Source organism: Catenulispora sp. GAS73 (genome assembly GCF_041262085.1).
Lineage (GTDB): Bacteria > Actinomycetota > Actinomycetes > Streptomycetales > Catenulisporaceae > Catenulispora.
Genome location: NZ_JBGCCM010000040.1, coordinates 32,467 through 54,418, shown reverse-complemented (window position 1 = coordinate 54,418; position 21,952 = coordinate 32,467). Strand labels below are relative to the sequence as shown.

Here is a 21,952-nt window from a genome sequence, read left to right as displayed (position 1 = left end):
ACTGACCAGTGACCCTCGGTTGGAATGGCGCTGAGGAAGGCGGCCCCGCTTCACGGCGGGGCCGCTTTCACGATGCCGGCTTCGATAGCCTCGACCGATGACCACGACCGCCACCGCCACCGCGCCCCGCCGGGCGCGCCGCCGCCTCCGACTCGCGGACGGTGTGTGGCGGCTGCGGATGATGACGCTGGCCGGGATCGCGACCGTGCTGATCACGCGTGCCTATCTGGCGGCGACCGGGTATCCGCGCATCGGGGGCGGCGGGATCCACATCGGGCACGTGGTGTGGGGCGGGCTGTTGATGATCGCCGCCCTGACCGTCGCGCTGGTATGGGCCGGCGACCGGGCCCGGGTGTGGACCGCGCTGCTCGGCGGGGTGGGGATCGGGCTGTTCGTCGACGAGGTCGGCAAATATCTGACCACCACCAACGACTACTTCTACCGGCCCGCCGCCGCGATCATCTACCTGGTCTTCGCCGCGTTGCTGGTGGAGGCCGCACTGCTCGGGCGGGACACGGTCGCCGCGGGTGCCGCCGACGAGTCCGAGCGGCTGGCCAGCGCGGCCCAGATCGCGGCGACCGGCTTGATCAGCGGCCTGACACCGGACGAGCGCGACCACGCCACGCGCCTGCTCGACGGCTGTCCCGACCAGGACCGCGACGCCGTCCTGCGGCTGCTGGCGCAGGCCCGGCACCGGGATCCGGGGCTCCTCACGCGGCTCGTCGAGCGGGTCCGCGGCTGGGCGGAATGGGTCGCGGGTCTGCGGTGGACCGAGACCGTGGTCTTCGTGCTGCTGATCGTGTCGCGGGTCATCGTCGCGATCGTGTTCATCGCGCAGGCCGCGGGCGGCGAGCCGCACAGCACCGACGCCGGGGCGATCACGGCCAGCGCGTTCACTCGCGGGGCGTCGGCGGTGCTGACCATCGCGGCCGTGATCGTGCGGATCAGGGGCCGGCGGATGACGGCCTACCGGCTCGCCAAGTCGGCGATCCTGCTGGATCTGATCGTCACCGAGGTCTTCAACTTCCACGACAGCCAGTTCGGCGCCGTCGCCGAGCTGCCGCATCTGGTGCTGGGGTTCGTGTTCATCAGCATCTGGCAGCGGCAGGTGGAGCAGGGTTCTCAGAGCCCTCAGACGAGCCCGGCCTCGTAGCCGAAGATCACCGCCTGGACTCGATCACGCAGGCCGAGCTTGGCCAGGACGTGCTTGAAGTGGCTCTTCACCGTGTTCTCGGAGAGGAAGAGATCGGCGGCGATCTCAGCGTTCGACTTTCCGAGCGCCACCTCGATCAGGATGTCGCGCTCGCGGGGCGTGAGCCGGTCGAGGCGGGCGTCGGTGCCGGCGGTGGTCGAACTCGGCAGCCGGTGCGCGACCGTTTCCAGCAGCCGTCTCGTGACGCGCGGTGCGACCACGGCGTCTCCGGCGGCGACGGTGCGGATCGCGCCGAGCAGTTCGGCGGGCAGCGCGTTCTTGAGCAGGAACCCGGACGCGCCGGCGCGCAGCCCGTCGAAGGCGTACTCGTCGAGGTCGAACGTGGTCAGGATGAGCACGCGCGACTCCGGCACGGCCGCGACGATCGCGGCGGTCGCCTCGACCCCGTCCATGACCGGCATCCGCACGTCCATCAGCACCACGCGCGGGCGCAGGCGCCGGGCCGCACGCACGGCTTCGAGGCCGTCCGCGGCCTCGCCGACCACGTCCAGATCGGGCTCGGCGCCGAGGAGGAGGCCGAAGCCGACGCGGGTCAGCGGTTGGTCGTCGACCAGCAGGACACTGATTCGCGCGGTACTCGCGGAGGGATCGGTGTTCTGGTCGGTGTGCTGGTCGGTGTGCTGGTCACTCATGTCCCCGCCTCCGCTGCGACAGCCGCCATCGCCGGATCGCTGAGCGGCAACCGAGCCCGGACCCGCCAGCCTCCCTCGGCCCGTGGACCGGCGTCGAACCTGCCGCCGTACGCCGCGACCCGCTCCCGCATCCCCTCCACGCCGCGGCCTCCGTTCGCCGGCGCGCTCGTGCTCAAGCCGCCGGCGTCGCAGACCTCTACGTCGACGTAGTCCTCCCCCGCACTCACTCGCACGCGTGCGTCGCCGCCGGAGCCGGCGTGTTTCAGGGTGTTGGTCAGCGACTCCTGGACCACCCGGTAGACCGCCAGCTGAACCGCGGTCGGCAGCCCCGCCGCGTCGCCCTCGAACGCCAAGCGCACCGGCAGGCCCGCGGCCCGGACCGTGCCGACGAGCTCTTCGAGCTGCGCGATCCCGGGCTGTGGATGGCGTGCCGCGTCCGGCTCGTCGTCGCGCAGGACCTCCAGGAAGCGCCGCATGTCGACGAGCGCTTGCCGTCCGGTCGTGGCCACCATCCCCATGGCGTCGGCGGCCTGGCCGGGGCCCGCCGCGGCCTTGGCGCCGTCGGCGAGCGTGACCATCACCGACAGGCTGTGCGTGACGACGTCGTGCATCTCCCGCGCGATCCGCTCGCGCTCGGAGCGTGCGGCGCGGTCGGCGACGGCCTCCAGGTAGGCGCGGCGGCTTCGTACGTAGGCGCCGATCGCCGCGGCCGCGATCACCAGTCCGGCCATCCCGACCGCGGCCTCGACGACGGCCCAGCCCGACGCGTGGTGCGGAATGGCCCGGAGGCCGTCGAGCAGGACCAGGACAGACGCCATCCCCCCGGCCGCCAACACGGTCCGCAGGTCGCGGTTCACGGCCACCAGGTACAACGCGATCAGCAGCGCCGCGTCGCCCGGCACGTTCAGCGGCGTGAGGAGGTACTGCACGAAGACCATCGCGTACACGGCCTCGAACACGACGACCGGCGAGCGACGCCACCCCAGCAACGGCAGCACCAGCCCGATCTGCAACACGATCAGGTACGGATCGCTGGAGAACACCGTCGGCGTGATGAAGATCGGCAACAGAGCCGCCGCCACGACCAGCGCCACGGTGATGGCGCCGGTGCGGCGGCGGTCTTGGGGCGCTTTCACGCGTCGCGCCTCTTAAGCAGCACGACGGCCACGGCGAACGTGCCGACGACGTACAGCGCGAACAATCCCATTCCAGGCCACGGATACAGCGTATGCGGCGTGTGGTAGAGCCGGGTTATGGCGGTGCCGGCGTTGCTCGGCAGGTACGGCGCGATGGCGTTGTACCAGCTGTCGGGAAGGCCGCGGGCGATCAGCGGCAGGATCGTCAGGATGCCCATCAGGCACGAGATCCCGCCGGGCGTCGAGCGCACCAGGGCGCCGAGGGCCACGCCGAACAGGCCGGCCAGCGTCACGTAGAGCGCGGTGCCGAAGACCTCGCGCGCCACACCCGGCGACGACAGGGTGGTCCCGATGTGCTTCCCGGCGAGCATCGCCTGTCCGGCGTAGAACGCGCCGAGGCACGCGGCGACGTTGAGGACGAACGCCGCGATGCCGAACACCGCCGCCTTCGCCTCCAGCACCGGCCAGCGTTTCGGCACGGCGCCGAGCGTGGCGCGGATCATCCCGGAGGAGTACTCGCCGGTGATCGTCAACACGCCGAGGACGCCGATCGAGAGCTGGGAGAAGGAGAACCCGATCTCGCTCCAGCTCGCCGGGTCCCAGTGGGCCTTCAGGTCGGCGGGCATCGAGGCGTAGTGGCCGGCCTGGCCCCAGCAGGTGACGATCGCGAGGGCGATCATCACGGCGACGGTCAGGGCGCCGGTGATGTAGGTCGAGCGGATGGTGGTGATCTTGAGCCATTCCGAGTGCAGGACTCGGGTTTGGGTGATCCGGCCTCGGAAGGGGGTCGCGACGGTCATGAGACGGCCTGGTATTCGGTGGCGTCCTTGGTCTGCTCCATGAACGCTTCCTCCAGCGACGCGACTTGGTCAGTGAGCTGATACAGGGCGATGTGAAGTTCTGCCGCGATACGGCCGATCTGTTCGCTGGTGAGGCCGGAGATGATCAGGTCTCTGTTTTCGTCGTCGTCGACGGTGACGTCGGGGCTGGTGAGGTGGTCTCTCAGTCGTGCGGCGTCGGGAGTGCGGACGAGGACCGTGTTCTTTGCCGAGCGTCTGGTGAACTCCTCGACGGAGCAGTCCGCGATCAGCCGTCCCCGGCCGATGATGACGAGGTGGTCGGCGGTGAGGGCCATCTCGGACATCAGGTGGCTGGAGACGAACACGGTGCGGCCCTCGGCGGCCAGGTTCTTCAGCAGGGTCCTGATCCACAGCACGCCCTCGGGGTCGAGGCCGTTCACCGGTTCGTCGAGGATCAGCGTGCCCGGGTCGCCGAGGAGCGCGGCGGCGATGCCGAGGCGTTGGGCCATGCCGAGGGAGAAGCCGCCGGCGCGGCGGGTCGCCACCGAGCGCAGGCCGACGAGCTCGATCACCTCGTCGACGCGTGCGGCGGGGATGCCGTGGGTGGCGGCCAGGGTGCGGAGGTGGTTGCGGGCCGAGCGTCCCGGGTGGATCGCGCGGGCCTCCAGCATCGCGCCGACTTCGTGCAGGGGCGCGGGGTGGTCGGCGTAGGAGCGGCCGTCGACGGTGGCGCGGCCTTCGGTGGGGACGTCCAGGCCGATCAGCATGCGCATGGTGGTGGACTTGCCGGCGCCGTTCGGGCCGAGGAAGCCGGTCACGGTTCCGGGGCGGACGGTGAAGGTCAGGTCGTCGACGGCTTTGGTGGAGCCGTAGCGCTTCGTCAAGGAGATGGCTTCGAGCACGAGCCCACGCTAAATTCCGGGCGCCCGGCGGCACGAGATCCCGCGGGAGGAGATCGCCGGGCGGCTTTCTCACCCCGGAGGGTGAGAAGCATAAGACCGAGCAAAACCGGGTAAGGCCACTGATTCGGTAGAAAGACCGATTCGGCAGGAAGGAGTCCGATCCGATGACGATCGACAGCCATCTCGACACCCGGCCGTCCGACCAGGAGCTGCAGGAACTGCGACGGCTGCTGTCCGGCGGGGTCCCGGAGCCCTCGTTCGCACACCTGGTGCGGATGAGCGACGACACCGGGTTGTTCGAGCATGCGCGGGGGCCGATCCCCAAGCGCTGGCACGGCTACTGCGTGGACGACGTGACGCGGGGGCTGATCGTGATCTGCCGCGAGCCCGAGCCGTCGGACCAACTGGTCCGGCTCGCGGAGATCTACTTGGCGTTCCTGTTGCACGCGCAGGACCGCGAGCGCGGCTTCCACAACCGGATGGGCCTGGACCGGGTGTGGCACGACGAGCCGGAGACCGGCGAGTGGTGGGGGCGCGGGGTGTGGGCGCTCGGGACGGCGGCCAACCGCGGGCCGACGCCGTGGATCCGTGCGGTGGCGCTGGAACGCTTCGACGACGGCGCGAAGCTGCGCGCCGGCCTGGGGCCGCAGAGCCGCCTGAACCACGCGATGGCCTACGCCGCCCTCGGCGCGGCCGAAGTCGCCGAGGCCCACCCGGGCCACCCGGCGGCGCTGAGCGTCCTCGCCGACGCGGCCGCCACCATCGGCCGCCCGGCGCCGGACCCGGCCTGGCCCTGGCCCGAACCGCGCCTGGAGTACGGAGACCCGGCACTGCCCGAGGCGCTCATCGCCGCCGGCCAGCACACCGGCGACGAAACCCTGCTGCGCGACGGCCTGGACCTGCTGGACTGGCTCCTCACCCTGTCCACGCGCGACGGACACCTGTCACCGACCCCGGCCGGCGGCTGGTCCCCGGGCGACCCGCGCCCGGCGTACCACCAGCAGCCGATCGAGGCCGCGGCATACGCGGACGCGTGCGCCCGCGCGTACACGGCCACGCGCGACCGCAAATGGCTGACCGGCATCCGCATGTCGGTCGACTGGTTCCTCGGCGTGAACGACAGCGGGATCCCACTGATCGACGAGGCGACCGGAGGCTGCTTCGACGGACTGGGCCTGGATTGGCGGAACCCGAATCAGGGCGCGGAGTCGACCATCGCGCTGATCTCGACGCTGCAGCACGCGCGGTGGCTGGAGCGGATACCGGCCGAGGCGGCTTGATGCGGGATGGAATGTATGACGGTTACGGCATAACGACGGCGTTCTGGCTGTGATGTGAAGGCGTCCTGACGAGGAGAAGTGCGGTGCGGTGAGGCGGCGGGGCTTCATGGCGAGTGTGAGGATCGGGTCGGGTCGGCAAGGGCGCCGCGCGGCCCGATTTCGTTTGGTGGTCAAGGCGGAGGGGCCGGACGCCAGGTGGCTTGGATCGCGTAGTAGAGATCGGCGACGAGCGGCCACAGCGCGAAATCAATATCGGCGAGTGGGGCGCGACGGCGGTAGGCGGCGAGGAAGCGTTCCCCCGCGGTGTCGCGGACGGCGGGAGGGCAGCCGGACGTGACGAACAAGTGCCAGGTGACGACGTCGAAGAGCAGCGGGCCACGGCTGGGAGTCCCCCAGTCGATGAGCGCGGGAACGTCGTGGGTATCGGGGCCGGCCGAGATGATGAGGATTTCAGGAGCCGGGTCGCCGTAGAGCGTGCCGATCGGTAGAGGCTTCTCGGCCAAGGCGTCGAGCAACGCAGGGAGTGCTTCGGCCAGCGGTGAGCCCGGCAGACGCTGTGCTTCGTCGGCGTAGAAGTCGAGGAGTGACCCGGCAGGCATTGGGGCTTCGGGTGACATCAAGGTTCGATGAACGCGGCCTAGGAGATCGCCGGCGAGGGCTGATGCTTCCGGCTCGCGGAGGTCCAGAGGCGTGCCCGGGACGTAGCGAAGGACTGCAAGAGTCCACACGCGTCCGCTGTCGCCGTCCATCGATAGGCACCAACACCCGTCGCGCGTCGGCAGTGGCGCGCCGGAGGGGATGCCGGCGGCGTCCAAGAACGCTGCGATGCGCAGGCCGGGCTCGACGTGTTCGGGGCCGTCGAAGGTCAGCTTCGCGACGTAGGGACCCGCCGGAGTGTCGATGCGCCACACCAGGGCTCGGTCGCCGAGGTCGGTGAGGTCGGCGCCGATTCGCGGCGTGGCGAGCGGCCAGTGGCGCAGCAGCTCGCTTATGCGTGCGCGCCAGGCGGTCACGCGTCCCGCAGTTCGCCGGCGGCGGCCTCGTAGGCGAGCAGGGTGTCGACGACGGTGCGGCGTTGGGTGGGGGTCAGGGGGGTCAGGGCGCGGCGCCAGGCTTCGGCGCCGGGGGCGAGCCAGGTTTCGATGGCGGGGCGGGCTTCGGGGGTGATGCTGATGATGCGGCGGCGGCGGTCGGTGTCGTCTTCGGCGCGCTGGAGGACTGCTTTGCGGCTGAGGTCGGCGATCAGGAGGCTGGCGGTGGTCGGCGCCAGTTGGAGGCGGGCGGCCAGGTCGTTGACCGTCATGGGGCCGTCGAGGAGGAGGAAGACCAGCAGGGACAGGTGGCGGGGGCCGAGGGTGAGGTCTTGGAGTTCCGGGGGTGGGGGGATGCGTTTGGCTCGGGCGACCAGGCGCGGCATCAGGAGGAGGAGGTCGTGGACGGCTTCTTCGAGGCCAGGTTCGGGGGGTGCGGGTGGCTTCGGGGCGGTGGACATGGCGGCGGTTCTCCTTTTATCTTTGATAGCAAAGATATTTTGTTCTGCAGGGCATTTGCTCATCGTACCCAGGGGAGTCCAACCATGACCGTCCTTGTCACCGGCGCGCGCGGGAACATCGGCAGCCGTGTCGCGGCCCGGTTGCACGCCGCCGGGCAGCAGGTTCACGCAGCGACGCGGGACGACTTCGACCTGACCGCCGCGGACGGCTTCGACGACGCGCTCAAGGGCGTCGACACAGTCTTCCTCTACGCGACCCGGAGCAGCGCGGCAGCGTTTCTGAGCGCGGCGCGGGAGGCAGGTGCACGCCACGTGGTCCTCCTGTCCTCCCCGGCGTCCTACGAAGCCGGCGAGTTCCGTGGGCCGATAGGGCGGATCCACCGCGCGGCTGAGCGGACTCTGGACGAGTCAGGCCTCGATCACACGATCCTGTATCCCAGCTGGCTCGCCACGAACGCCCGGCGGGACTGGGGAGCAGCCATCCGTGCCGGGAAAGCGGTAGAGCTCCCGTATCCGGCGGCGCAATGCGTCCCGATCCACCCGGACGATGTCGCGGAAGTGGCCGTCGATCTATTGCTCAATGACGCGCACCGAGGACGCATGCAGATCCTCACCGGGCCGGAATCGATACGGCTCGACGACGCCGTCGCGACCGTCGGCGCCGTCGTGGGCCGCACGATTCCGGTCCGCGAAATCACCCGCGAAGAAGCGCTCGCACGCCGCGAACCCTGGCTGGCCGCCGAAATCCTGGAGTCGCTCCTCGACAGCGCGGCAGCCGCAGTCAACCGTCCGGCGCCGATCACCAACACCGTCGAGCGGATCACCGGGCATCCGGCACGGCCGCTGCGGGAGTGGATCGTCGAGAACCGCGAGGACTTCGAGAGCTGATTCACGAAGGGAAAGCGGGACTACTCCGACTCGAACGAGTAGAACAGCGTGTCGTTATAGAACGAGTAGAAGTTCTCCCGCCACCGTCCCCGCGCGACCGCCAGCCACTCGGCGTTCTCGCCGGCAATGGCGGCCTCGGCGTGGGCGGCGAGGGAGGGGATGTGCTGCCCCACGAGCCGGTCGATGGCCGCCTCCGCGGGCTCGTCGTCCAGGTCGAGGATCTCGCCGGCCTCCAGCAGGAAGTACTTCGCGCGCTGCCTGTCCAGCTGGGCCTTCGTCATGGCCACCACCGACTCGAAGTCCTGCTCCTCGGCGACCTCCTCCCCCACCACCCGCAGCAGCTCCAGCAGCAGCGCCGCACCGCGGTCGTAGTCCCCGGCCACCGCGGTACGCCGGCCCCAGATCATCGAGGGGACCACGCGGGTGTCGAAGCTGACCAGCAGCAGGTGGGCCAGCGGGATGCTCCAGTTGTGCTCGGAGATGCCCACCACCGGGTCGGGGCGTCCGTCTTCGGTGGGCAGCGTGTTCGCTGCGAACAGGTGGGAACGGTTTGCCATGGCCGCGACCGTAACAGTGGAGGAGGGTAGCCGAAAGGGGGCTTTCGTCGGTATTCGTCGGCACCGGCTGGTCGGGCACGGTTGGCACGCCGGTCACATCCCGGCCGCGCATCGCTCGCGCCGCTCCGGTAAGTTGGTCTATACCAATGCTCTAGACCATTGCTCCAACCAATGCCAGCCACAGCCGAGGGGTCGCCATGGAAGTCGTCATCGTCGCGGACGCCGCAGCTCAGGGCGAACTCGTCGCCTCGGCCGTCGCCGACCTGATCGCCCGCAAGCCCGACGCGTTGTTCGGCGTCGCCACCGGCTCCACGCCGCTGCCGGTGTACCAGGCGCTGGCCGCGAAGACCGCCGCCGGGCAGGTCGACGTCAGCCGCTTGAAGGTGTGCCAGCTCGACGAGTACGTGGGCCTGCCCGCAGGGCACCCGGAGTCCTACCGCGAGGTGCTCAAGCGCGAGGTGCTGGCGCCGCTGGGCATCGGCGACGCGGCGTTCCTGGGCCCGGACGGCAGCGCCGAGGACCTGCCGGCCGCCTGCGCCGCCTACGAGCAGCAGCTCGCCGACGCCGGCGGCGTGGACCTGCAGCTGCTGGGCATAGGCACCGACGGCCACATCGGCTTCAACGAGCCGGTCTCCTCCCTCGCCTCGCGCACCCGCATCAAGACCCTGACAGAGCGCACCCGGGTGGACAACGCCCGGTTCTTCAACGGCCTGGACGAGGTGCCCCGGCACGTCATCACCCAGGGCATCGGCACCATCCTGCAGGCCCGGCACCTGGTGCTGCTGGCCACCGGCGCGGGCAAGGCCGAGGCGGTCGCGGCGACCGTCGAGGGCCCGGTGTCGAGCATGGTGCCGGCCTCGGCGCTCCAACTGCACCCGCACGCTACGGTGGTCGTGGACGAGGCTGCCGCGCAGCAGCTGAAGCTGGTGGACTACTACAAGGCGACCTACGCGTCGAAGCCGGTGTGGCAGGGGCTCTGAGGCCGCCGGGCTGAGGCGCCTCTGGCCTGATTCGGGTTCAGGCTCGGCCGGGTCCGCCGGAGAGGGGCTGCACATGCGACGAATCCCCGAGGCTGCGTACACCGCGCAGCCATGGCTGGTCCACGAGATCACGGGCGACTTCCGGCTGGAGGACGTCTGGGAGCTTCCGGCCGCCGGCGGCGGCCCGGACGACTTCCCCAAGCTGCTGGCGGTGTTCGACGCCGGGCTTGAACACGAGGCGTCGCTGCCGACGCGGCTGCTGTTCTGGCTGCGCTTCAAGATCGGCGCGGTGCTGCGCCTGGACCGGGGCTCCGGCGGGCTCGGTTCCCGGGTGCCGTCGCTGCGGGACCGGCTGCCGACGGAGCTCCGGGACGCTCCGCCGCCGCTCCCGAGTAAGGGCTCTGAGTTCACGTTCCTCTACGAGCGCGACAACGAGCGCGCGATGGAGATCGCCAACGGCACGATGCACGGGGTCCTGCACATCGGCTGGGTCCCCGACGGCCGGGGCGGGTGGCGCGGGCAGCTCGCGGTACTGGTGAAGCCGAACGGTCGGTTCGGGGCCGCGTACATGGCGTTCATCAAGCCCTTCCGACACCTGATCGTCTACCCGGCGTTGGGGCGCGCTTGGGACCGGCGCTGGCGAACCTTAAACGAGACGGGCCGTCTCGACAAGGGGTAAACTGGGTCCCGCACACCTCATTGGCGTCCGTTTAGGAGTCCGTGCCATGACTCATGCCCGCATAGTCCTCATCACCGGCGCGACCGACGGCCTCGGCCGCGCGCTGGCGCACCGCCTGGCGGCCGGCGGCGACACCGTGCTGTTGCACGGCCGCGACCAGGCCCGCCTCGACGCCACCGCGGACGCGATCCGCGACGAGCAGGGGGGCGCGCGACCCGCGACGTTCCGCGCCGATCTGGCGGAACTCGCGCAGGTGCGCGAGCTCGCCGCCGCGGTACGCGCCGCCACCGACCGCCTCGACGTGCTGGTGAGCAACGCCGGGATCGGGGGCGGGGAGCCCGACGGCCGCGACCGGCGCGAGAGCAAGGACGGCTACGAGCTGCGCTTCGCGGTGAACTACCTGGCCGGCTTCCTGCTGACACAGGAGCTGCTGCCGCTGCTGCGCGCCTCGGCGCCGGCGCGGGTGGTGAACGTCGCCTCGCTCGGCCAGCAGGACATCGAGTTCGACGATGTGATGCTGGAGCGCGGCTACAGCGGCATCCGCGCCTACTGCCAGAGCAAGCTGGCGCAGATCTCGTCGACGGTGGAGATGGCCGAGCGGGTGCCCGCCTCGGAGGTCACGTTCAACAGCCTGCACCCGGCGACCTACATGCCGACGAAGATGGTCCTTCAGGAGGCCGGGCACAGCATCGACAGCCTGGAGACCGGGGTCGAGGCGACGGCGCGGTTGGTCACGGACCCGAAGCTGGCCGGGGTCAGCGGGCGGTTCTATGACCGGCAGCGGGAGGCGAAGGCTTTGGCGCAGGCTTATGACAAGCGGGCGCGGGCTGAGTTGTACCGGCTGAGCCTGAAGCTGGTGGGGCTGCCGGCGGAGTAGGGGGCAGGCGGCTAGCGCGCAGCCCGGTGAAACGCCTCAACCGCGCGCCGCATAGCCTCCAGGTCCGCGTTCGAAGCGATGCCGGCGTGATACAAGCGGATTCCGCTCGCGCCGGCCTCGCGCATCGCAGAGGCCTGCGCCGCGAGCCCTTCGCTGTCGGAGCCCATTCCGCGGACGCCGAGCAGGCCCGCGTTGACCGGCGCATCGTGCCCGAGTGCGCGGGTCACGTTCTCCGTCGAGCCGTTCCAGCAGTTCAGCACGACGCCGGTGTCCTTCGGCAGCGTTCCGACGTCCAGGCCGGTGAACGCGGTCGAGCGGCGGGGGTCGGGGTTGGCGTGGAACAGGATCGGGAAGTCCGGGTCGCGCTGCGTCCGTACTTCGCGCACCATCGCGCCGCGCAGTCGGTTCGCGACCCGTGTGCGCGTTCCCAGGACTGCGGCATCCAGGTCGGCGTCGGGCAGGGCCGGTTCGGGGAGTGGCGCCGACGCGGCGAAGCGTGCGTCCAACCGTGTGATGACGGTCTCGCGGAGCTGTCCGACGTGGATGCCAGAAGCCTGATACTCGTCGCGGCAGGCGTCGCAGAAGCAGAGCGACATCAGGTACAGCTCGTCGTCGGACAGCGGGATGCCGGCCACCTTGTCGTGCTCGTGCAGGTGGTCGAAGCCGTACCAGCCGGCGGCCTCGAACTCCACGCCGGAGACGTCGGGGCGGGCCGCGATGACGGCGGCGAGGCCGACCGCGTATTCGAGGTTTGCTTCGTGCGACGGGCACAGGGCCCACGTGTAGACGTCGCCGTAGGCGTTCACGACGTGTGGCGCGTCGAAGTCGTCGACGTGATCGACGACGACCCACGCGTGTGTGGGGACGCCCGCCGAGGCCAGCGCCGCGGCCGTCTGCCCGAAGGCGTCGTCGGCGTCGACCCACGTCTGCGCGCCGGGCAGCACCTGCTCCCAGGCGTCGCCGACCGGCAGGTACGAGGCGCTGTGTTCGGCCACGACCACCCGGTGCCACGCGTGGCGCGGGGTCAGGGCGCGGGTCGCGTGGTAGAACGCTGCGACGACCGCGTGGTCGACGCCGAGTCCGGCGATCGTCTCGGCCGCCGTGTCGTCTCCCACCACATCCCACGGATACACATACGTCGCCGCAGTCATTGCGTACCTCCGAAACTCCGCGCCGGACCGTGTCAGAACCGCGGCCGCTTCCCCGTCCACTCCGGCCGCACCCGCTGCATCCATCCCACATCATCGCGCCGCCGGATTCCGCACGTCAGGTACTGCTCGTGCAGCCGCGCCACGGCGTCGCGGTCCAGTTCCACGCCGAGCCCGGGGCCCGAGGGCACCGTCACCGCGCCGTCGGTGAAGGTCAGGCCGCCGCCGACGAGCACGTCCTCGGCCTCGGACTTCCACGGCGTGTGTGTGTCCAGCGCGTAGGTCAGGTTCGGCGTGGCGGCGGCGATGTGCGTCATCGCGGCGAGGCTCAGACCGAGGTGGGTGTTCGAGTGCATCGACAACCCGAGGTCGAAGGTGCGGCACAGCGCCGCCAGGTTCTGGGTGGCCCGGAAGCCGCCCCAGAAGTGGTGGTCGGACAGGATGACCTGCACCGCGCCGAGCCGCACCGACTCGGGGATCTCCGCGAAGCTGGTGACGCACATGTTGGTGGCCAGCGGCAGCGACGTCTTGGCCGCGACCTCGGCCATCCCGGGGATCCCCGGCGTCGGGTCCTCCAGGTACTCCAGCTCGCCCTCCAGCGCGGCGGCGACGCGGTGGCTGGTCTCCACGGTCCAGTTGGCGTTCGGGTCGATGCGCACCGGACGGCCCGGGAAGGCCTGTCGCAGGGCCTTGACTGCCTCGATCTCCTCCTCCGGCGGGAAGACGCCGCCCTTGAGCTTCAGCGAGCCGAAGCCGTAGCGGTCCACCATCCGGCGCGCCTGCTTCACGATGCCGTCCGGGTCGAGTGCCTCGCCCCAGGGGTCGACGTCGCTCTGCCAATATGCGGCTCCGCCGCGGGCGCCAGGGTGCTCGGCCCATTTGTAGAAGAGGTAGGCGCTGTAGTCGACGCGTTCGCGGACGGCGCCGCCGAGCAGGTCCACGACGCGGCGGCCGGTCGCCTTGCCCTGGGCGTCGAAGCAGGCCACCTCGAACGCCGCGAACGCCTGGGCCACCGTCTTGTCGTGGCTGGCGGCGCCGATCAGCTCGGTCGGCGAGGAGGCCTCGGAGCCGCCGACCGCCTCGGCGACCCGGCGGCCGAGCTCGTTGAGGTCGAAGACGTCGGTCCCGACCACCGCGGTCGCGGCCCGGTGCAGCAGCGCCAGGGTCGCGTCGTCGCCGTAGGCCTCGGAGATGCCGACGATGCCCGCGTCGGTGTGCACCTCGACGATGGAGCGCAGGGCGAAGGGTTCGTGGACGCCGGAGGAGTTCAGCAGAGGCGGGTCTTTCAGAGCGACCGGGGTGATCGCGACGGAGACAATCTTCAAGTCGGTCACGCCAGACCTCCACAGTGTTCACATCCATGAACATGACCCACGGATATGAATAAGCTCGACGCCGTGAAACGTAGTAGTCCACACCGGACCACGTCAAGACGCCGTCCCGTCACCGGACGAGTCCCGCACGGGCCACCGCCACCGGCGACAATGTCGACCATGACACAGCTGCCGTCGCTCATAGCCTGCGACCTGGACGGGACCCTGATCCGCCACGACGGGACGGTCTCCGCCCGCACCGTCGCCGCCTTCGAGGCGCTGGAAACGGCCGGAATCCCCTTCGTCTTCGTCACCGGCCGGCCGCCCCGGCTGATGGGCCAGATCGCCGACGCCTTCCGGCTGCACGGCATCGCCGTCTGTTCCAACGGCGCCTACGACTACGATCTGCGAGCCCGCGCGGTCGTCGCGGAGTACGCCATCGATCCGGCGACATTGAAGAAGGTGGCACGCGGGCTGCGCGAGGCCGTCCCCGGCATCGGCCTGGCCGTGGAGTACGCCGACTCGTTGGCGGCCGATGCCCTTTACGAGCCGTGGGATTGGGACCGCGACATCACCGTGCAGCGCCTCGACGAGGCCACGTTGTGGGAGCGACCCGCGCCGAAGCTGGTCGGCCGGCACCGGAGCCTGTCGGCCGACGAACTGCTCGCGCTGGCCCAGCCCGCGGTCGGGGACCTGGTGACCGTCTACCACTCCAACGGCCTGCGCCTGGTCGAAGCAGTGGCGCCGGGCGTCAGCAAAGCGGACGGCCTGGCCCGGCACGCGGCCCGCCTGGGCATCGCCGCCGAGCACGTCACCGCCTTCGGCGACATGCCCAACGACCTGTCGATGTTCGGCTGGGCCGGCCACTCCTACGCGGTCGCCAACGCGCACCCGAGCGTGATCGCGGCGGCCGACGGCGTGATCGGCTCGGTCGAGGACGACGGCGTCGCCGCGTTCTTGGAGGCGATGCTCGAAGCCTGATCCGGCAGCACAGCGTGATCGCCCGACTACAGCCCTGCTCCCCAGGCAGTAGGCGCTCCTCGCTCGTACTGCGTCCGCAGCAGCGCAAGTGTCTGCGCTCGGCAGACGACCCGGACCCCTTCTCCACGGCACCGTGTAAACCGCACGCGTCTCATGCTCGCAAGAAGGCCGGGAGCCCTGATGTCAGTCATTGCCCGTTGGTGCCACAAGCACCGTCTCGTCACCGTCCTCGTCTGGTTGGCGCTGATCGTCGGCCTCGGGGCGCTGACCAGCTCGGCCGGCACCAAGTACAACGACACGATGTCGATCCCGGCCTCGGAGTCGAGCCAGGCGCTGGACCTGCTGAAGCAGTCCATGCCGGCCTCGGCCGGGGACAGCGACCAGGTGGTGTGGCACACCACCGGCGGCGCCAAGGTCACCGACCCGGCCGTGCAGCAGCGCATGACCGACACGCTGAACCAGATCGCGGCCTCGCCGGGCGTCGCGGCCGTCACCAGCCCCTACAGCGGGCCGCGCGGGGCGGTGCAGATCAGCAAGGACCAGACCACCGCCTACGCGACGGTCAACTTCACGCAGCAGGCGCACTCCATCCCGAACGCGCAGATCACGCACGTCATCGACGTCGCGCAGGGCGCCCGGAGCGGGAACCTGCAGGTGGACCTCGGCGGCCAGGCGATCAGCCAGGCCGACCGCAAGGTCGGCGGCGCCGCGGACCTGATCGGCGTGGTGGCCGCGCTGATCGTGCTGGGCCTGGTGTTCCGGTCCTTCGGCGCGGCGGTGATGCCGATCCTGACCGGCGTGGCCGGCGTCGTCACCGGCATCACGGGCACCGGCCAGCTCTCGCACCTGATCGCGATCAGCTCCACCGCGCCGACCCTGGCCACGCTGGTGGGCCTGGGAGTCGGCATCGACTACGCGCTGTTCATCGTGAACCGGCATCGCAAGGGCCTGATGTCCGGGATGTCGGTCGAGGACTCGATCGCCAAGGCGCTGAACACCTCCGGGCGCGCGGTGATCTTCGCCGGCGGGACCGTGGTCATCGCGCTGCTGGGCATGTTCGCGCTCGGCCTGAGCTTCCTCAACGGCATGGCGATCGGCGCGGCGGTGACCGTGTCGATGACCGTGCTGGCGGCGATCACGCTGCTGCCGGCGATGCTGGGCTTCCTGAAGCTGCGCGTGCTGAGCAAGAAGCAGCGCCGGGAGCTGGCCGCGCGCCAGGCCGGCGTCGGCGTCCTGGTGCCCTACGCGCAGGCCTCGCGCCGCCGCGGGTCCACGGCCGGATCCGGTACCCCCGGACACCCCGAGACCGCGTTCACGCGGTGGGCGGCGAAGGTCGAAGCTCGGCCGCTGGGCAAGGCGCTGCTGGCGATCGCCGTCATGGCGGTGGTCGCGGTGCCGTTCTTCTCCATCAACCTGGGTAACTCCGACGCCGGCAACGACCCCAAGTCGACGACCACGCGCCAGGCCTACGACCTGCTCGCCGACGGCTTCGGCAAGGGCTTCAACGGCCCGCTGACGCTGGTCGCGCAGACCCCGGCGGCGGGGGACCAGCAGGCGCTGACCACGCTGGTGAACACGATCAAGACCGTGCCGGACGTCGCCGCCGTCTCCGCGCGTCCCATGCAGCCCGGCCAGACGCTCGGCGTGGTGCAGGTGGTGCCGGTCAGCTCGCCGCAGGACAAGGCCACCACGGACCTGATCGACAACCTGCGGCACGACGTGATCCCCAAGGCCGAGGCCGGGACCACGCTGCACGTGATGGTCTCCGGGCCGACCGCGATCAGCAACGACTTCAGCCACACGCTGACCAGCAAGCTGCCGCTGTTCGTGGCGATCATCGTGGGGCTGGGCTGCCTGCTGATGATCCTGGCCTTCCGCAGCCTGCTGGTGCCGCTGATCGGCGTGGCGATGAACCTGCTCACCATGGGGGTGGCGTTCGGGTCGCTGGTCGCGGTGTTCCAGTGGGGCTGGGGTTCGGAGGCGCTGGGAGCCGGTGGTGCGGGGCCTGTCGAGGCGTTCGTACCGGTCATCGTGATCAGCATCTTGTTCGGGCTGTCGATGGACTACCAGGTGTTCCTGATCAGCCGGATGCACGAGGAGTGGTCGCACTCGGCGGACAACCACCGCTCGGTGCGCGTCGGCCACGGCGAGACCGGCCAGGTGATCGTGGCCGCGGGCATCATCATGACCTGCGTGTTCGGTGCCTTCCTGTTCAACGGCGAGCGGGTCATCGCCGAGTTCGGCATGGCGCTGGCGCTGGCCATCCTGCTGGACGTGCTGATGCTGCGGCTGATCCTGGTCCCGGTGTTGATGCACCGCTTCGGACGCGCCAACTGGTGGCTGCCGTCGTGGCTGGACAAGGTGCTGCCGCACATGTCGGTGGAGGGTGAGCCGGAGCCGGTCCCCGGTGCCGTGCCCGCGCAGGGCGGTCCGCACGACGAGCACGAGCTGGCCTCCGCGAATCACCGCATACCCTGAAACGGTGACTGACTTGCGGCGGATCAAGGAGTGGGTGCGTCCCGGCACCACCAGCCGGGACGTGGTGACCACCGCCATGTACCTGGTACTCCTGTCCCCGGCCCTGTTCGTCTCGGCGCTGCACAAGCACGTCAGCGCCGAGACGGCGGGGGCTCTGCTGACCTCGGTGGCCGTCCCGCTGCTGTTCCGCAGCCGGTGGCCGCTGGGCGCCGTGATCGCCACCTCGGCGGTGACCGCGGTCGCGACGCCGTTCGTGGGCCCGCCCAGCATCCCGCCGATCGCCTGCGCCATCGCGCTGTACTCCTTCGCCAAGCGCTCCGACCGCCCGACCACGGTGAAGGTCGGGACGGTGAGCGCGGTGACCCTCACCACACTGGCGCTGGCCACGCACCCGGAAATGGCCGCGCTCGGTGAGAACCTCGGGATCCTGGCCTGGACCGGGCTCGCGGTGGCGATCGGCGACGCGCAGCGCAGCCGGCGCGAGTTGCTGGCCTCGGTGATGGAGCGGGCCGAGCGTGCGGAGCAGACCAAGGAGGAGGAGGCGCTGCGGCGCGTCACCGAGGAGCGCATGCGGATCGCGCGGGAGTTGCACGACGTGGTCGCGCACCACATCACGCTGGTCAACGCGCAGGCCGGGGTCGCGCACCACTTGATGAGGACGGATCCGTCGCACGCCTACGAGGCACTGGAGCGGATCCGGGACACGTCACGCTCGGCGCTGGACGAGCTTCGCGCGACGGTGGGACTGCTGCGCGCCGACGACGAGACCGCGGCGCCGCGCGAGCCCGCGCCGGGGCTCGCGGATCTGGCGGCGCTGGTGGAGGCGTTCCAGCACGCGGGGCTGAACGTGGAGGTGGCCGGGGCCGGGGCGGCGGCGGAGCTGCCGATGCCGGCGCTGACCGGGCTGACGGCGTACCGGATCGTGCAGGAGGCGCTGACGAACACGCACAAGCACGCCGGGAACCTGGCGGTGGTGCGGGTTGTGGTGGAGGTGGCCCGGGACGCGGTCCGGATCCGGGTGGACGACGACGGCGGGCGCGGGCCGGCTCGGTCCGGGATGGGGACGGGGCACGGGATGATCGGGATGCAGGAGCGGGTGAAGGCGGTCGGCGGGACTTTCGGGGCGGGGCCTCGGGCCGGGGGCGGGTTCCGGGTGGAGGCGGAGTTGCCTTTGGTGGCGCGGGAGAGTGTGGCAGTGGCGGCCGCGGCGGTGCGGCGGGTTGCGGGGGCGGAGCCGGAGCGGGCTGTGCCGGAACGAACTGTGCCGGAGCGAGCGGTGGTGCCGGAGCGAGCGGCGCGGGGCGGGCTTTGTGGGCGCGGGGCTGGGGCTGCGGCGTCCGGGTCTGGTGCCGGGGCTGGATCGGGTGATACCGGCACCGGCACCGGGATGCTGACCGGTGGCGGGGCGGAGGCGATCGCGTGAGCGGGCTCGGCGTGATCGCGGGCGGCTGGCGGAGCGCACTGCGTGGAGGCGATCGGGTGAGCGGGATTGGTGTAGTTGAGGCGGGCATCGGTGCGCTCGTCGCGGAGGCGATCGCGTGAGCGCGGCGATCCGCGTCCTGCTGGCCGACGATCAGGCCCTGCTGCGCGGCACCTTCCGCCTGTTGATCGACTCGACCCCGGACCTGGAAGTGGTCGGCGAGGCCGGCAACGGCCGCGAGGCGGTGAAGCTCTCCGAGGAGCTGCGTCCGGATCTGGTGCTGATGGACATCCGGATGCCCGTGCTCGACGGACTGGAGGCCACGCGCCTGATCGCCGCCGGTCCCGCGCTGGCCGGCGTCAAGGTTCTGATTCTCACCACGTTCGAGCAGGACGAGTACGTCGCCGAGGCCCTGCGCGCCGGGGCCGGCGGCTTCTTGGGCAAGGGCGTGGATCCGGAGGAGCTGCTGCGGGCGATCCGTACCGTCGCCGGCGGCGAGTCGCTGCTCTCTCCCGCCGCTACGCGTGCGCTGATCGCGCGGTTCCTGGCTCAGCCCTCTGACACGCCGTCGTCCGTCTCGGCTCCGTTGGACGCGCTGACCGCGCGGGAGCTGGAGGTCGTGACGCTGGTCGCCGCCGGGCTGTCGAACGAGGAGATCGCCGGGCAGCTGTTCGTCACGCCGCTGACCGCGAAGACGCATGTCAATCGGGCGATGACGAAGCTCGGGGCACGGGATCGGGCGCAGGTCGTGGTGATCGCGTACGAGTCGGGGCTGGTGCGGCCTGGGTCAGGGCACTGATTCGTCGTTTCGGCGCTCAGAGCGCGCCGCGGCGCTGCAAGGCCGTGAACGCGAACCATCCCGGGATCACCGGCAGCCACCACGTCAGCAGCCGGAACACGATCACCGACGTCGCCGCGACCGCCGACGGCACCCCGGCCGTGGTCAGACCCGCCGTCAGCACCGCCTCGACGCCGCCGATGCCGCCGGGCGTCGGGACCAGCGAGCCCACCGCCTTGGCCACCAGGTAGGCGACGCCCATCGCGGCCAGGTTCACGTCGTTGCCGCTGACCGCGTTCACCGACGCCCACAAGCAGAAACTCGCCGCCAGCGGCAGTCCCACCGCGCCGCCGAACGCCTGCGCCAGCTTGCGCGGGGAACGCGCGACCTGCAGGAACTCCGGGCCGATGTCGGTGACCAGCGGCTTGGCCCGGCTGATCACGAAGGCGCGCAGCCGCGGGATCGCGGCGATCAGCAGGCCGATCACGGCCAGCGCGATGACGACGCCGGTGACCGTCGCGGAGGGCGTGATCGCCGACAGGCCGCCGGACTCCTTCTGACGGCTCCCGGCGAAGGCGCTGAACAGCAGCAACAGCACCACGTAGCAGGCGAAGCCGATGACCTGCGACACGCCGACGGCGGTCACGGCGCGCGCCACCGGGATGCCGGCGCGCTGCAGGAATCGGGTGTTGACGGCCAGGCCGCCGACGGCCGCCGGGGCGACGAGGCCGGCGAAGGCCGCGGCGACCTGCGCGGTGATGGTCCGGCCGACTGGGACGCGTTCCTTGACGCAACCCAGGAGGTTGAAGGCGGCGGCGACGTAGGTGAGTGCGGAGGCGACGGCGGCGCCGACGACCCAGCCCCAGGCCTGCCAGGTGTTGAGCTTGGGCACCTGGAAGCCGGTGAGCTGGGTGGCCAGGAGGTAGAAGGCGATGGCGCCGCCGACGACGCTGAGGAGAGTTCGAGGCCTGACCCGCTCCAGGCTGACCGGCTGGACGTCCGCCTCGGGGTGCAGGGCGACGATGCGGTCGCGGATGGCGCCGACGACGTCCTCGCGGTCGCCGGCGGCGCGGTGGCGTCGCAGGGCTTTGGTGGTGTCCTCGGAGAACAGGATCGGCTGCATGAGCGGGAGCAAGGAGGCGACGGTCGCGGGGCCGAGGGCGTCGACGGCTTCTTCGGTGGCGCGTCCGGGGCCGACGCGCAGGGCGATGGAGACGAGGAGTTCGGCGCCGTCGAGGCGGCAGAGCATGTCCTCGGCGGTGATCTCGCCGTAGCCGACGTCGGTGAGCCACAGGTGGCCGGCGGGGTCGAGGCGGAGGTGGTCGGTGGTGAGTTCGCGGTGCGCGAGCTGGCGGCTGCGCAGGTGCTGCCACAGGGCCCAGACACTGTGGTGGAGGGTGGGGGTCCAGGCGCGGTCGGGGAGGTCGGCCAGTCGCGGGGCGTCGAGGTGGTCGTAGGCGAGCAGGGCGGTGTCCTGGTCGATCTGCCGGGCCGAGCGCAGGCGCGGGGTGCGGATGCCGACGGCTTCGACGGACATGGCCATCAGGACTTCGCTTTCGACCGTGCGGCGCAGGGAGAAGAAGCTGCGGCGGCGGACCGGGCCGCGCAGGCGGATCCACTGCCAGAGGCGGGAGGCGAGGTAGGCGGCGCGTTGGCTTTGGTCGAGGACGGAGAGGTCGAGGGTTTGTTTGGGGTGGCGGGGGTTGCTGGCCGCGTTGTCGTGGCTGTTGGCGGTTACGGCGACGCGGAAGCGGCGCGCGCCGTCGGTGCCGGGTTCGAGGACGCGCACCGAGCCGGGGTGGGCGCGGAAGCCGTCATGGTCGAGCTCGGCGAGGATGCGCGCGATGCCGGGGCGGGTGTCGAGCACGCCGCGTAGGGAGATCCAGGCGGTGGCGACGATCTGGCCGAGCAGCGCCGACAGCAGCACCCCTGTGACGGAGTCCTGGCCGAGCAGCACGACGGCGAGCCCGCCGAGCGCGGCGGTGGTGAGGAAGAGCGTGCGGTACTGGCTGCGGCTGAACCCGAGCACGGTGACCACCGCGACGCCGACCGCGAGCTGAACCTGCATCGGCGTCGCGCCGCCGATGGCCTGCGCGACGGCGGAGTCCTGGAAGTGCGAGGTGATGACATTGACGCTGAACGCGGCGAGGTAGGCAACGGTCGCGGCGCCGACGGCATCGACGACCAGCACGGTCTCCCGCTTGATCAGGCGCTCCACAGCAAGGGCGACCGGCACGCCGATGACGGAGAGGAACGCCAGAACCTGCACCACGTTGAGCATGAAGCGGGGGAAGGCGGCAGCGCGGTGCAGGATCTCCTGGCGCAGGTCGCAGCCCGCACGGTGGCCCACGACGCCGGCCAGTGCCAGCAGGACCGCGAGGGCGATCGCACCGATGAG

At 70.9% G+C, this 21,952-nt stretch carries 20 protein-coding genes; 10 read left to right on the top strand and 10 right to left on the bottom strand.

Annotated elements, in window-relative coordinates; genetic code table 11:
• Positions 1 to 97: 97 nt before the first annotated feature.
• On the top strand, positions 98 to 1,153 hold the full coding sequence (locus ABH935_RS41805; RefSeq protein WP_370383538.1) for a hypothetical protein: 1,056 nt from the start codon (positions 98 to 100) through the stop codon (positions 1,151 to 1,153).
• Here the strand turns inward: ABH935_RS41805 and ABH935_RS41800 are convergent.
• From ABH935_RS41800 to ABH935_RS41785, 4 genes are read right to left on the bottom strand one after another with little or no spacing between them, the layout of a single operon-like run.
• Positions 1,132 to 1,845 (bottom strand): response regulator, encoded by a 714-nt coding sequence (locus ABH935_RS41800; protein ID WP_370383537.1) that lies wholly within the window; start codon positions 1,843 to 1,845, stop codon positions 1,132 to 1,134. The two genes, ABH935_RS41805 and ABH935_RS41800, sit on opposite strands and share 22 nt — an antisense overlap.
• A complete protein-coding gene (locus tag ABH935_RS41795; protein WP_370383536.1) occupies positions 1,842 to 2,981 on the bottom strand; it encodes a sensor histidine kinase in 1,140 nt (379 codons plus the stop codon). Before ABH935_RS41795 ends, ABH935_RS41800 begins: the two co-directional genes overlap by 4 nt.
• Entirely contained in the window at positions 2,978 to 3,781 is an 804-nt protein-coding gene (locus ABH935_RS41790; protein WP_370383535.1) for an ABC transporter permease, read from the bottom strand. Before ABH935_RS41790 ends, ABH935_RS41795 begins: the two co-directional genes overlap by 4 nt.
• Positions 3,778 to 4,683: an ABC transporter ATP-binding protein gene (locus ABH935_RS41785; protein ID WP_370383534.1), complete on the bottom strand. Its 906-nt coding sequence runs from the start codon at positions 4,681 to 4,683 to the stop codon at positions 3,778 to 3,780. Before ABH935_RS41785 ends, ABH935_RS41790 begins: the two co-directional genes overlap by 4 nt.
• 164 nt (positions 4,684 to 4,847) lie before the next feature.
• On the opposite strand from ABH935_RS41785, the gene ABH935_RS41780 reads away from it, so the two are divergent.
• The gene (locus ABH935_RS41780) at positions 4,848 to 5,963 is read left to right on the top strand and encodes a glycosyltransferase (RefSeq protein WP_370383533.1); all 1,116 of its coding nucleotides are present in this window, start codon (positions 4,848 to 4,850) and stop codon (positions 5,961 to 5,963) included.
• Positions 5,964 to 6,133: 170 nt separating this feature from the next.
• Here the strand turns inward: ABH935_RS41780 and ABH935_RS41775 are convergent, their stop codons facing one another.
• Positions 6,134 to 6,976 (bottom strand): phosphotransferase enzyme family protein, encoded by an 843-nt coding sequence (locus ABH935_RS41775; RefSeq protein WP_370383532.1) that lies wholly within the window; start codon positions 6,974 to 6,976, stop codon positions 6,134 to 6,136.
• Positions 6,973 to 7,455, bottom strand: coding sequence for a MarR family winged helix-turn-helix transcriptional regulator (locus ABH935_RS41770; RefSeq protein WP_370383531.1), 483 nt, complete (start codon positions 7,453 to 7,455; stop codon positions 6,973 to 6,975). Before ABH935_RS41770 ends, ABH935_RS41775 begins: the two co-directional genes overlap by 4 nt.
• A gap of 84 nt (positions 7,456 to 7,539) precedes the next feature.
• Between ABH935_RS41770 and ABH935_RS41765 the strand changes: the two genes are divergently transcribed.
• Positions 7,540 to 8,343, top strand: coding sequence for an NAD(P)H-binding protein (locus ABH935_RS41765; RefSeq protein WP_370383530.1), 804 nt, complete (start codon positions 7,540 to 7,542; stop codon positions 8,341 to 8,343).
• A gap of 20 nt (positions 8,344 to 8,363) precedes the next feature.
• Here the strand turns inward: ABH935_RS41765 and ABH935_RS41760 are convergent, their stop codons facing one another.
• Positions 8,364 to 8,900, bottom strand: a complete 537-nt coding sequence (locus tag ABH935_RS41760; protein WP_370383529.1) for a hypothetical protein — start codon at positions 8,898 to 8,900, stop codon at positions 8,364 to 8,366.
• 197 nt (positions 8,901 to 9,097) lie between these two features.
• Between ABH935_RS41760 and nagB the strand changes: the two genes are divergently transcribed.
• From nagB to ABH935_RS41745, 3 genes are all read left to right on the top strand, one after another.
• Positions 9,098 to 9,880, top strand: coding sequence for a glucosamine-6-phosphate deaminase (gene nagB, locus ABH935_RS41755; RefSeq protein ID WP_370383528.1), 783 nt, complete (start codon positions 9,098 to 9,100; stop codon positions 9,878 to 9,880).
• A gap of 73 nt (positions 9,881 to 9,953) precedes the next feature.
• A complete protein-coding gene (locus ABH935_RS41750; protein ID WP_370383527.1) occupies positions 9,954 to 10,559 on the top strand; it encodes a DUF2867 domain-containing protein in 606 nt (201 codons plus the stop codon).
• A 46-nt stretch (positions 10,560 to 10,605) separates the two neighbouring features.
• Positions 10,606 to 11,436 (top strand): SDR family NAD(P)-dependent oxidoreductase, encoded by an 831-nt coding sequence (locus tag ABH935_RS41745; RefSeq protein ID WP_370383526.1) that lies wholly within the window; start codon positions 10,606 to 10,608, stop codon positions 11,434 to 11,436.
• Positions 11,437 to 11,447: 11 nt separating this feature from the next.
• Here ABH935_RS41745 and ABH935_RS41740 read toward each other — a convergent pair whose 3' ends face one another.
• Both ABH935_RS41740 and ABH935_RS41735 read right to left on the bottom strand, forming a co-directional pair.
• Positions 11,448 to 12,587, bottom strand: coding sequence for a hypothetical protein (locus tag ABH935_RS41740; protein ID WP_370383525.1), 1,140 nt, complete (start codon positions 12,585 to 12,587; stop codon positions 11,448 to 11,450).
• A 32-nt stretch (positions 12,588 to 12,619) separates the two neighbouring features.
• Positions 12,620 to 13,918, bottom strand: a complete 1,299-nt coding sequence (locus ABH935_RS41735; protein ID WP_370383524.1) for a glucarate dehydratase family protein — start codon at positions 13,916 to 13,918, stop codon at positions 12,620 to 12,622.
• Positions 13,919 to 14,077: 159 nt separating this feature from the next.
• Between ABH935_RS41735 and ABH935_RS41730 the strand changes: the two genes are divergently transcribed.
• From ABH935_RS41730 to ABH935_RS41715, 4 genes are all read left to right on the top strand, one after another.
• Positions 14,078 to 14,878 carry a Cof-type HAD-IIB family hydrolase gene (locus tag ABH935_RS41730; protein ID WP_370383523.1) on the top strand — a complete coding sequence of 267 codons (801 nt, stop codon included), beginning with the start codon at positions 14,078 to 14,080 and terminating at the stop codon, positions 14,876 to 14,878.
• A 180-nt stretch (positions 14,879 to 15,058) separates the two neighbouring features.
• The gene (locus tag ABH935_RS41725) at positions 15,059 to 17,356 is read left to right on the top strand and encodes an MMPL family transporter (protein ID WP_370383522.1); all 2,298 of its coding nucleotides are present in this window, start codon (positions 15,059 to 15,061) and stop codon (positions 17,354 to 17,356) included.
• Positions 17,357 to 17,360: 4 nt separating this feature from the next.
• Positions 17,361 to 18,779 carry a sensor histidine kinase gene (locus ABH935_RS41720; RefSeq protein ID WP_370383521.1) on the top strand — a complete coding sequence of 473 codons (1,419 nt, stop codon included), beginning with the start codon at positions 17,361 to 17,363 and terminating at the stop codon, positions 18,777 to 18,779.
• Between the two features lie 115 nt (positions 18,780 to 18,894).
• Positions 18,895 to 19,575: a response regulator gene (locus tag ABH935_RS41715; RefSeq protein ID WP_370383520.1), complete on the top strand. Its 681-nt coding sequence runs from the start codon at positions 18,895 to 18,897 to the stop codon at positions 19,573 to 19,575.
• Positions 19,576 to 19,591: 16 nt separating this feature from the next.
• Here the strand turns inward: ABH935_RS41715 and ABH935_RS41710 are convergent, their stop codons facing one another.
• Positions 19,592 to 21,904: a YbhN family protein gene (locus ABH935_RS41710; protein ID WP_370383519.1), complete on the bottom strand. Its 2,313-nt coding sequence runs from the start codon at positions 21,902 to 21,904 to the stop codon at positions 19,592 to 19,594.
• Positions 21,905 to 21,952 lie beyond the last annotated feature (48 nt).

Coding starts and splice junctions, on each gene's coding strand:
- nagB (WP_370383528.1), top strand. CDS start 9,098: ATGGAAGTCGTCATCGTCGCGGACGCCGCAGCTCAGGGCGAACTCGTC.
- ABH935_RS41760 (WP_370383529.1), bottom strand. CDS start 8,900: ATGGCAAACCGTTCCCACCTGTTCGCAGCGAACACGCTGCCCACCGAA.
- ABH935_RS41790 (WP_370383535.1), bottom strand. CDS start 3,781: ATGACCGTCGCGACCCCCTTCCGAGGCCGGATCACCCAAACCCGAGTC.
- ABH935_RS41800 (WP_370383537.1), bottom strand. CDS start 1,845: ATGAGTGACCAGCACACCGACCAGCACACCGACCAGAACACCGATCCC.
- ABH935_RS41740 (WP_370383525.1), bottom strand. CDS start 12,587: ATGACTGCGGCGACGTATGTGTATCCGTGGGATGTGGTGGGAGACGAC.
- ABH935_RS41765 (WP_370383530.1), top strand. CDS start 7,540: ATGACCGTCCTTGTCACCGGCGCGCGCGGGAACATCGGCAGCCGTGTC.
- ABH935_RS41745 (WP_370383526.1), top strand. CDS start 10,606: ATGACTCATGCCCGCATAGTCCTCATCACCGGCGCGACCGACGGCCTC.
- ABH935_RS41750 (WP_370383527.1), top strand. CDS start 9,954: ATGCGACGAATCCCCGAGGCTGCGTACACCGCGCAGCCATGGCTGGTC.
- ABH935_RS41780 (WP_370383533.1), top strand. CDS start 4,848: ATGACGATCGACAGCCATCTCGACACCCGGCCGTCCGACCAGGAGCTG.
- ABH935_RS41725 (WP_370383522.1), top strand. CDS start 15,059: ATGTCAGTCATTGCCCGTTGGTGCCACAAGCACCGTCTCGTCACCGTC.
- ABH935_RS41770 (WP_370383531.1), bottom strand. CDS start 7,455: ATGTCCACCGCCCCGAAGCCACCCGCACCCCCCGAACCTGGCCTCGAA.
- ABH935_RS41805 (WP_370383538.1), top strand. CDS start 98: ATGACCACGACCGCCACCGCCACCGCGCCCCGCCGGGCGCGCCGCCGC.
- ABH935_RS41730 (WP_370383523.1), top strand. CDS start 14,078: ATGACACAGCTGCCGTCGCTCATAGCCTGCGACCTGGACGGGACCCTG.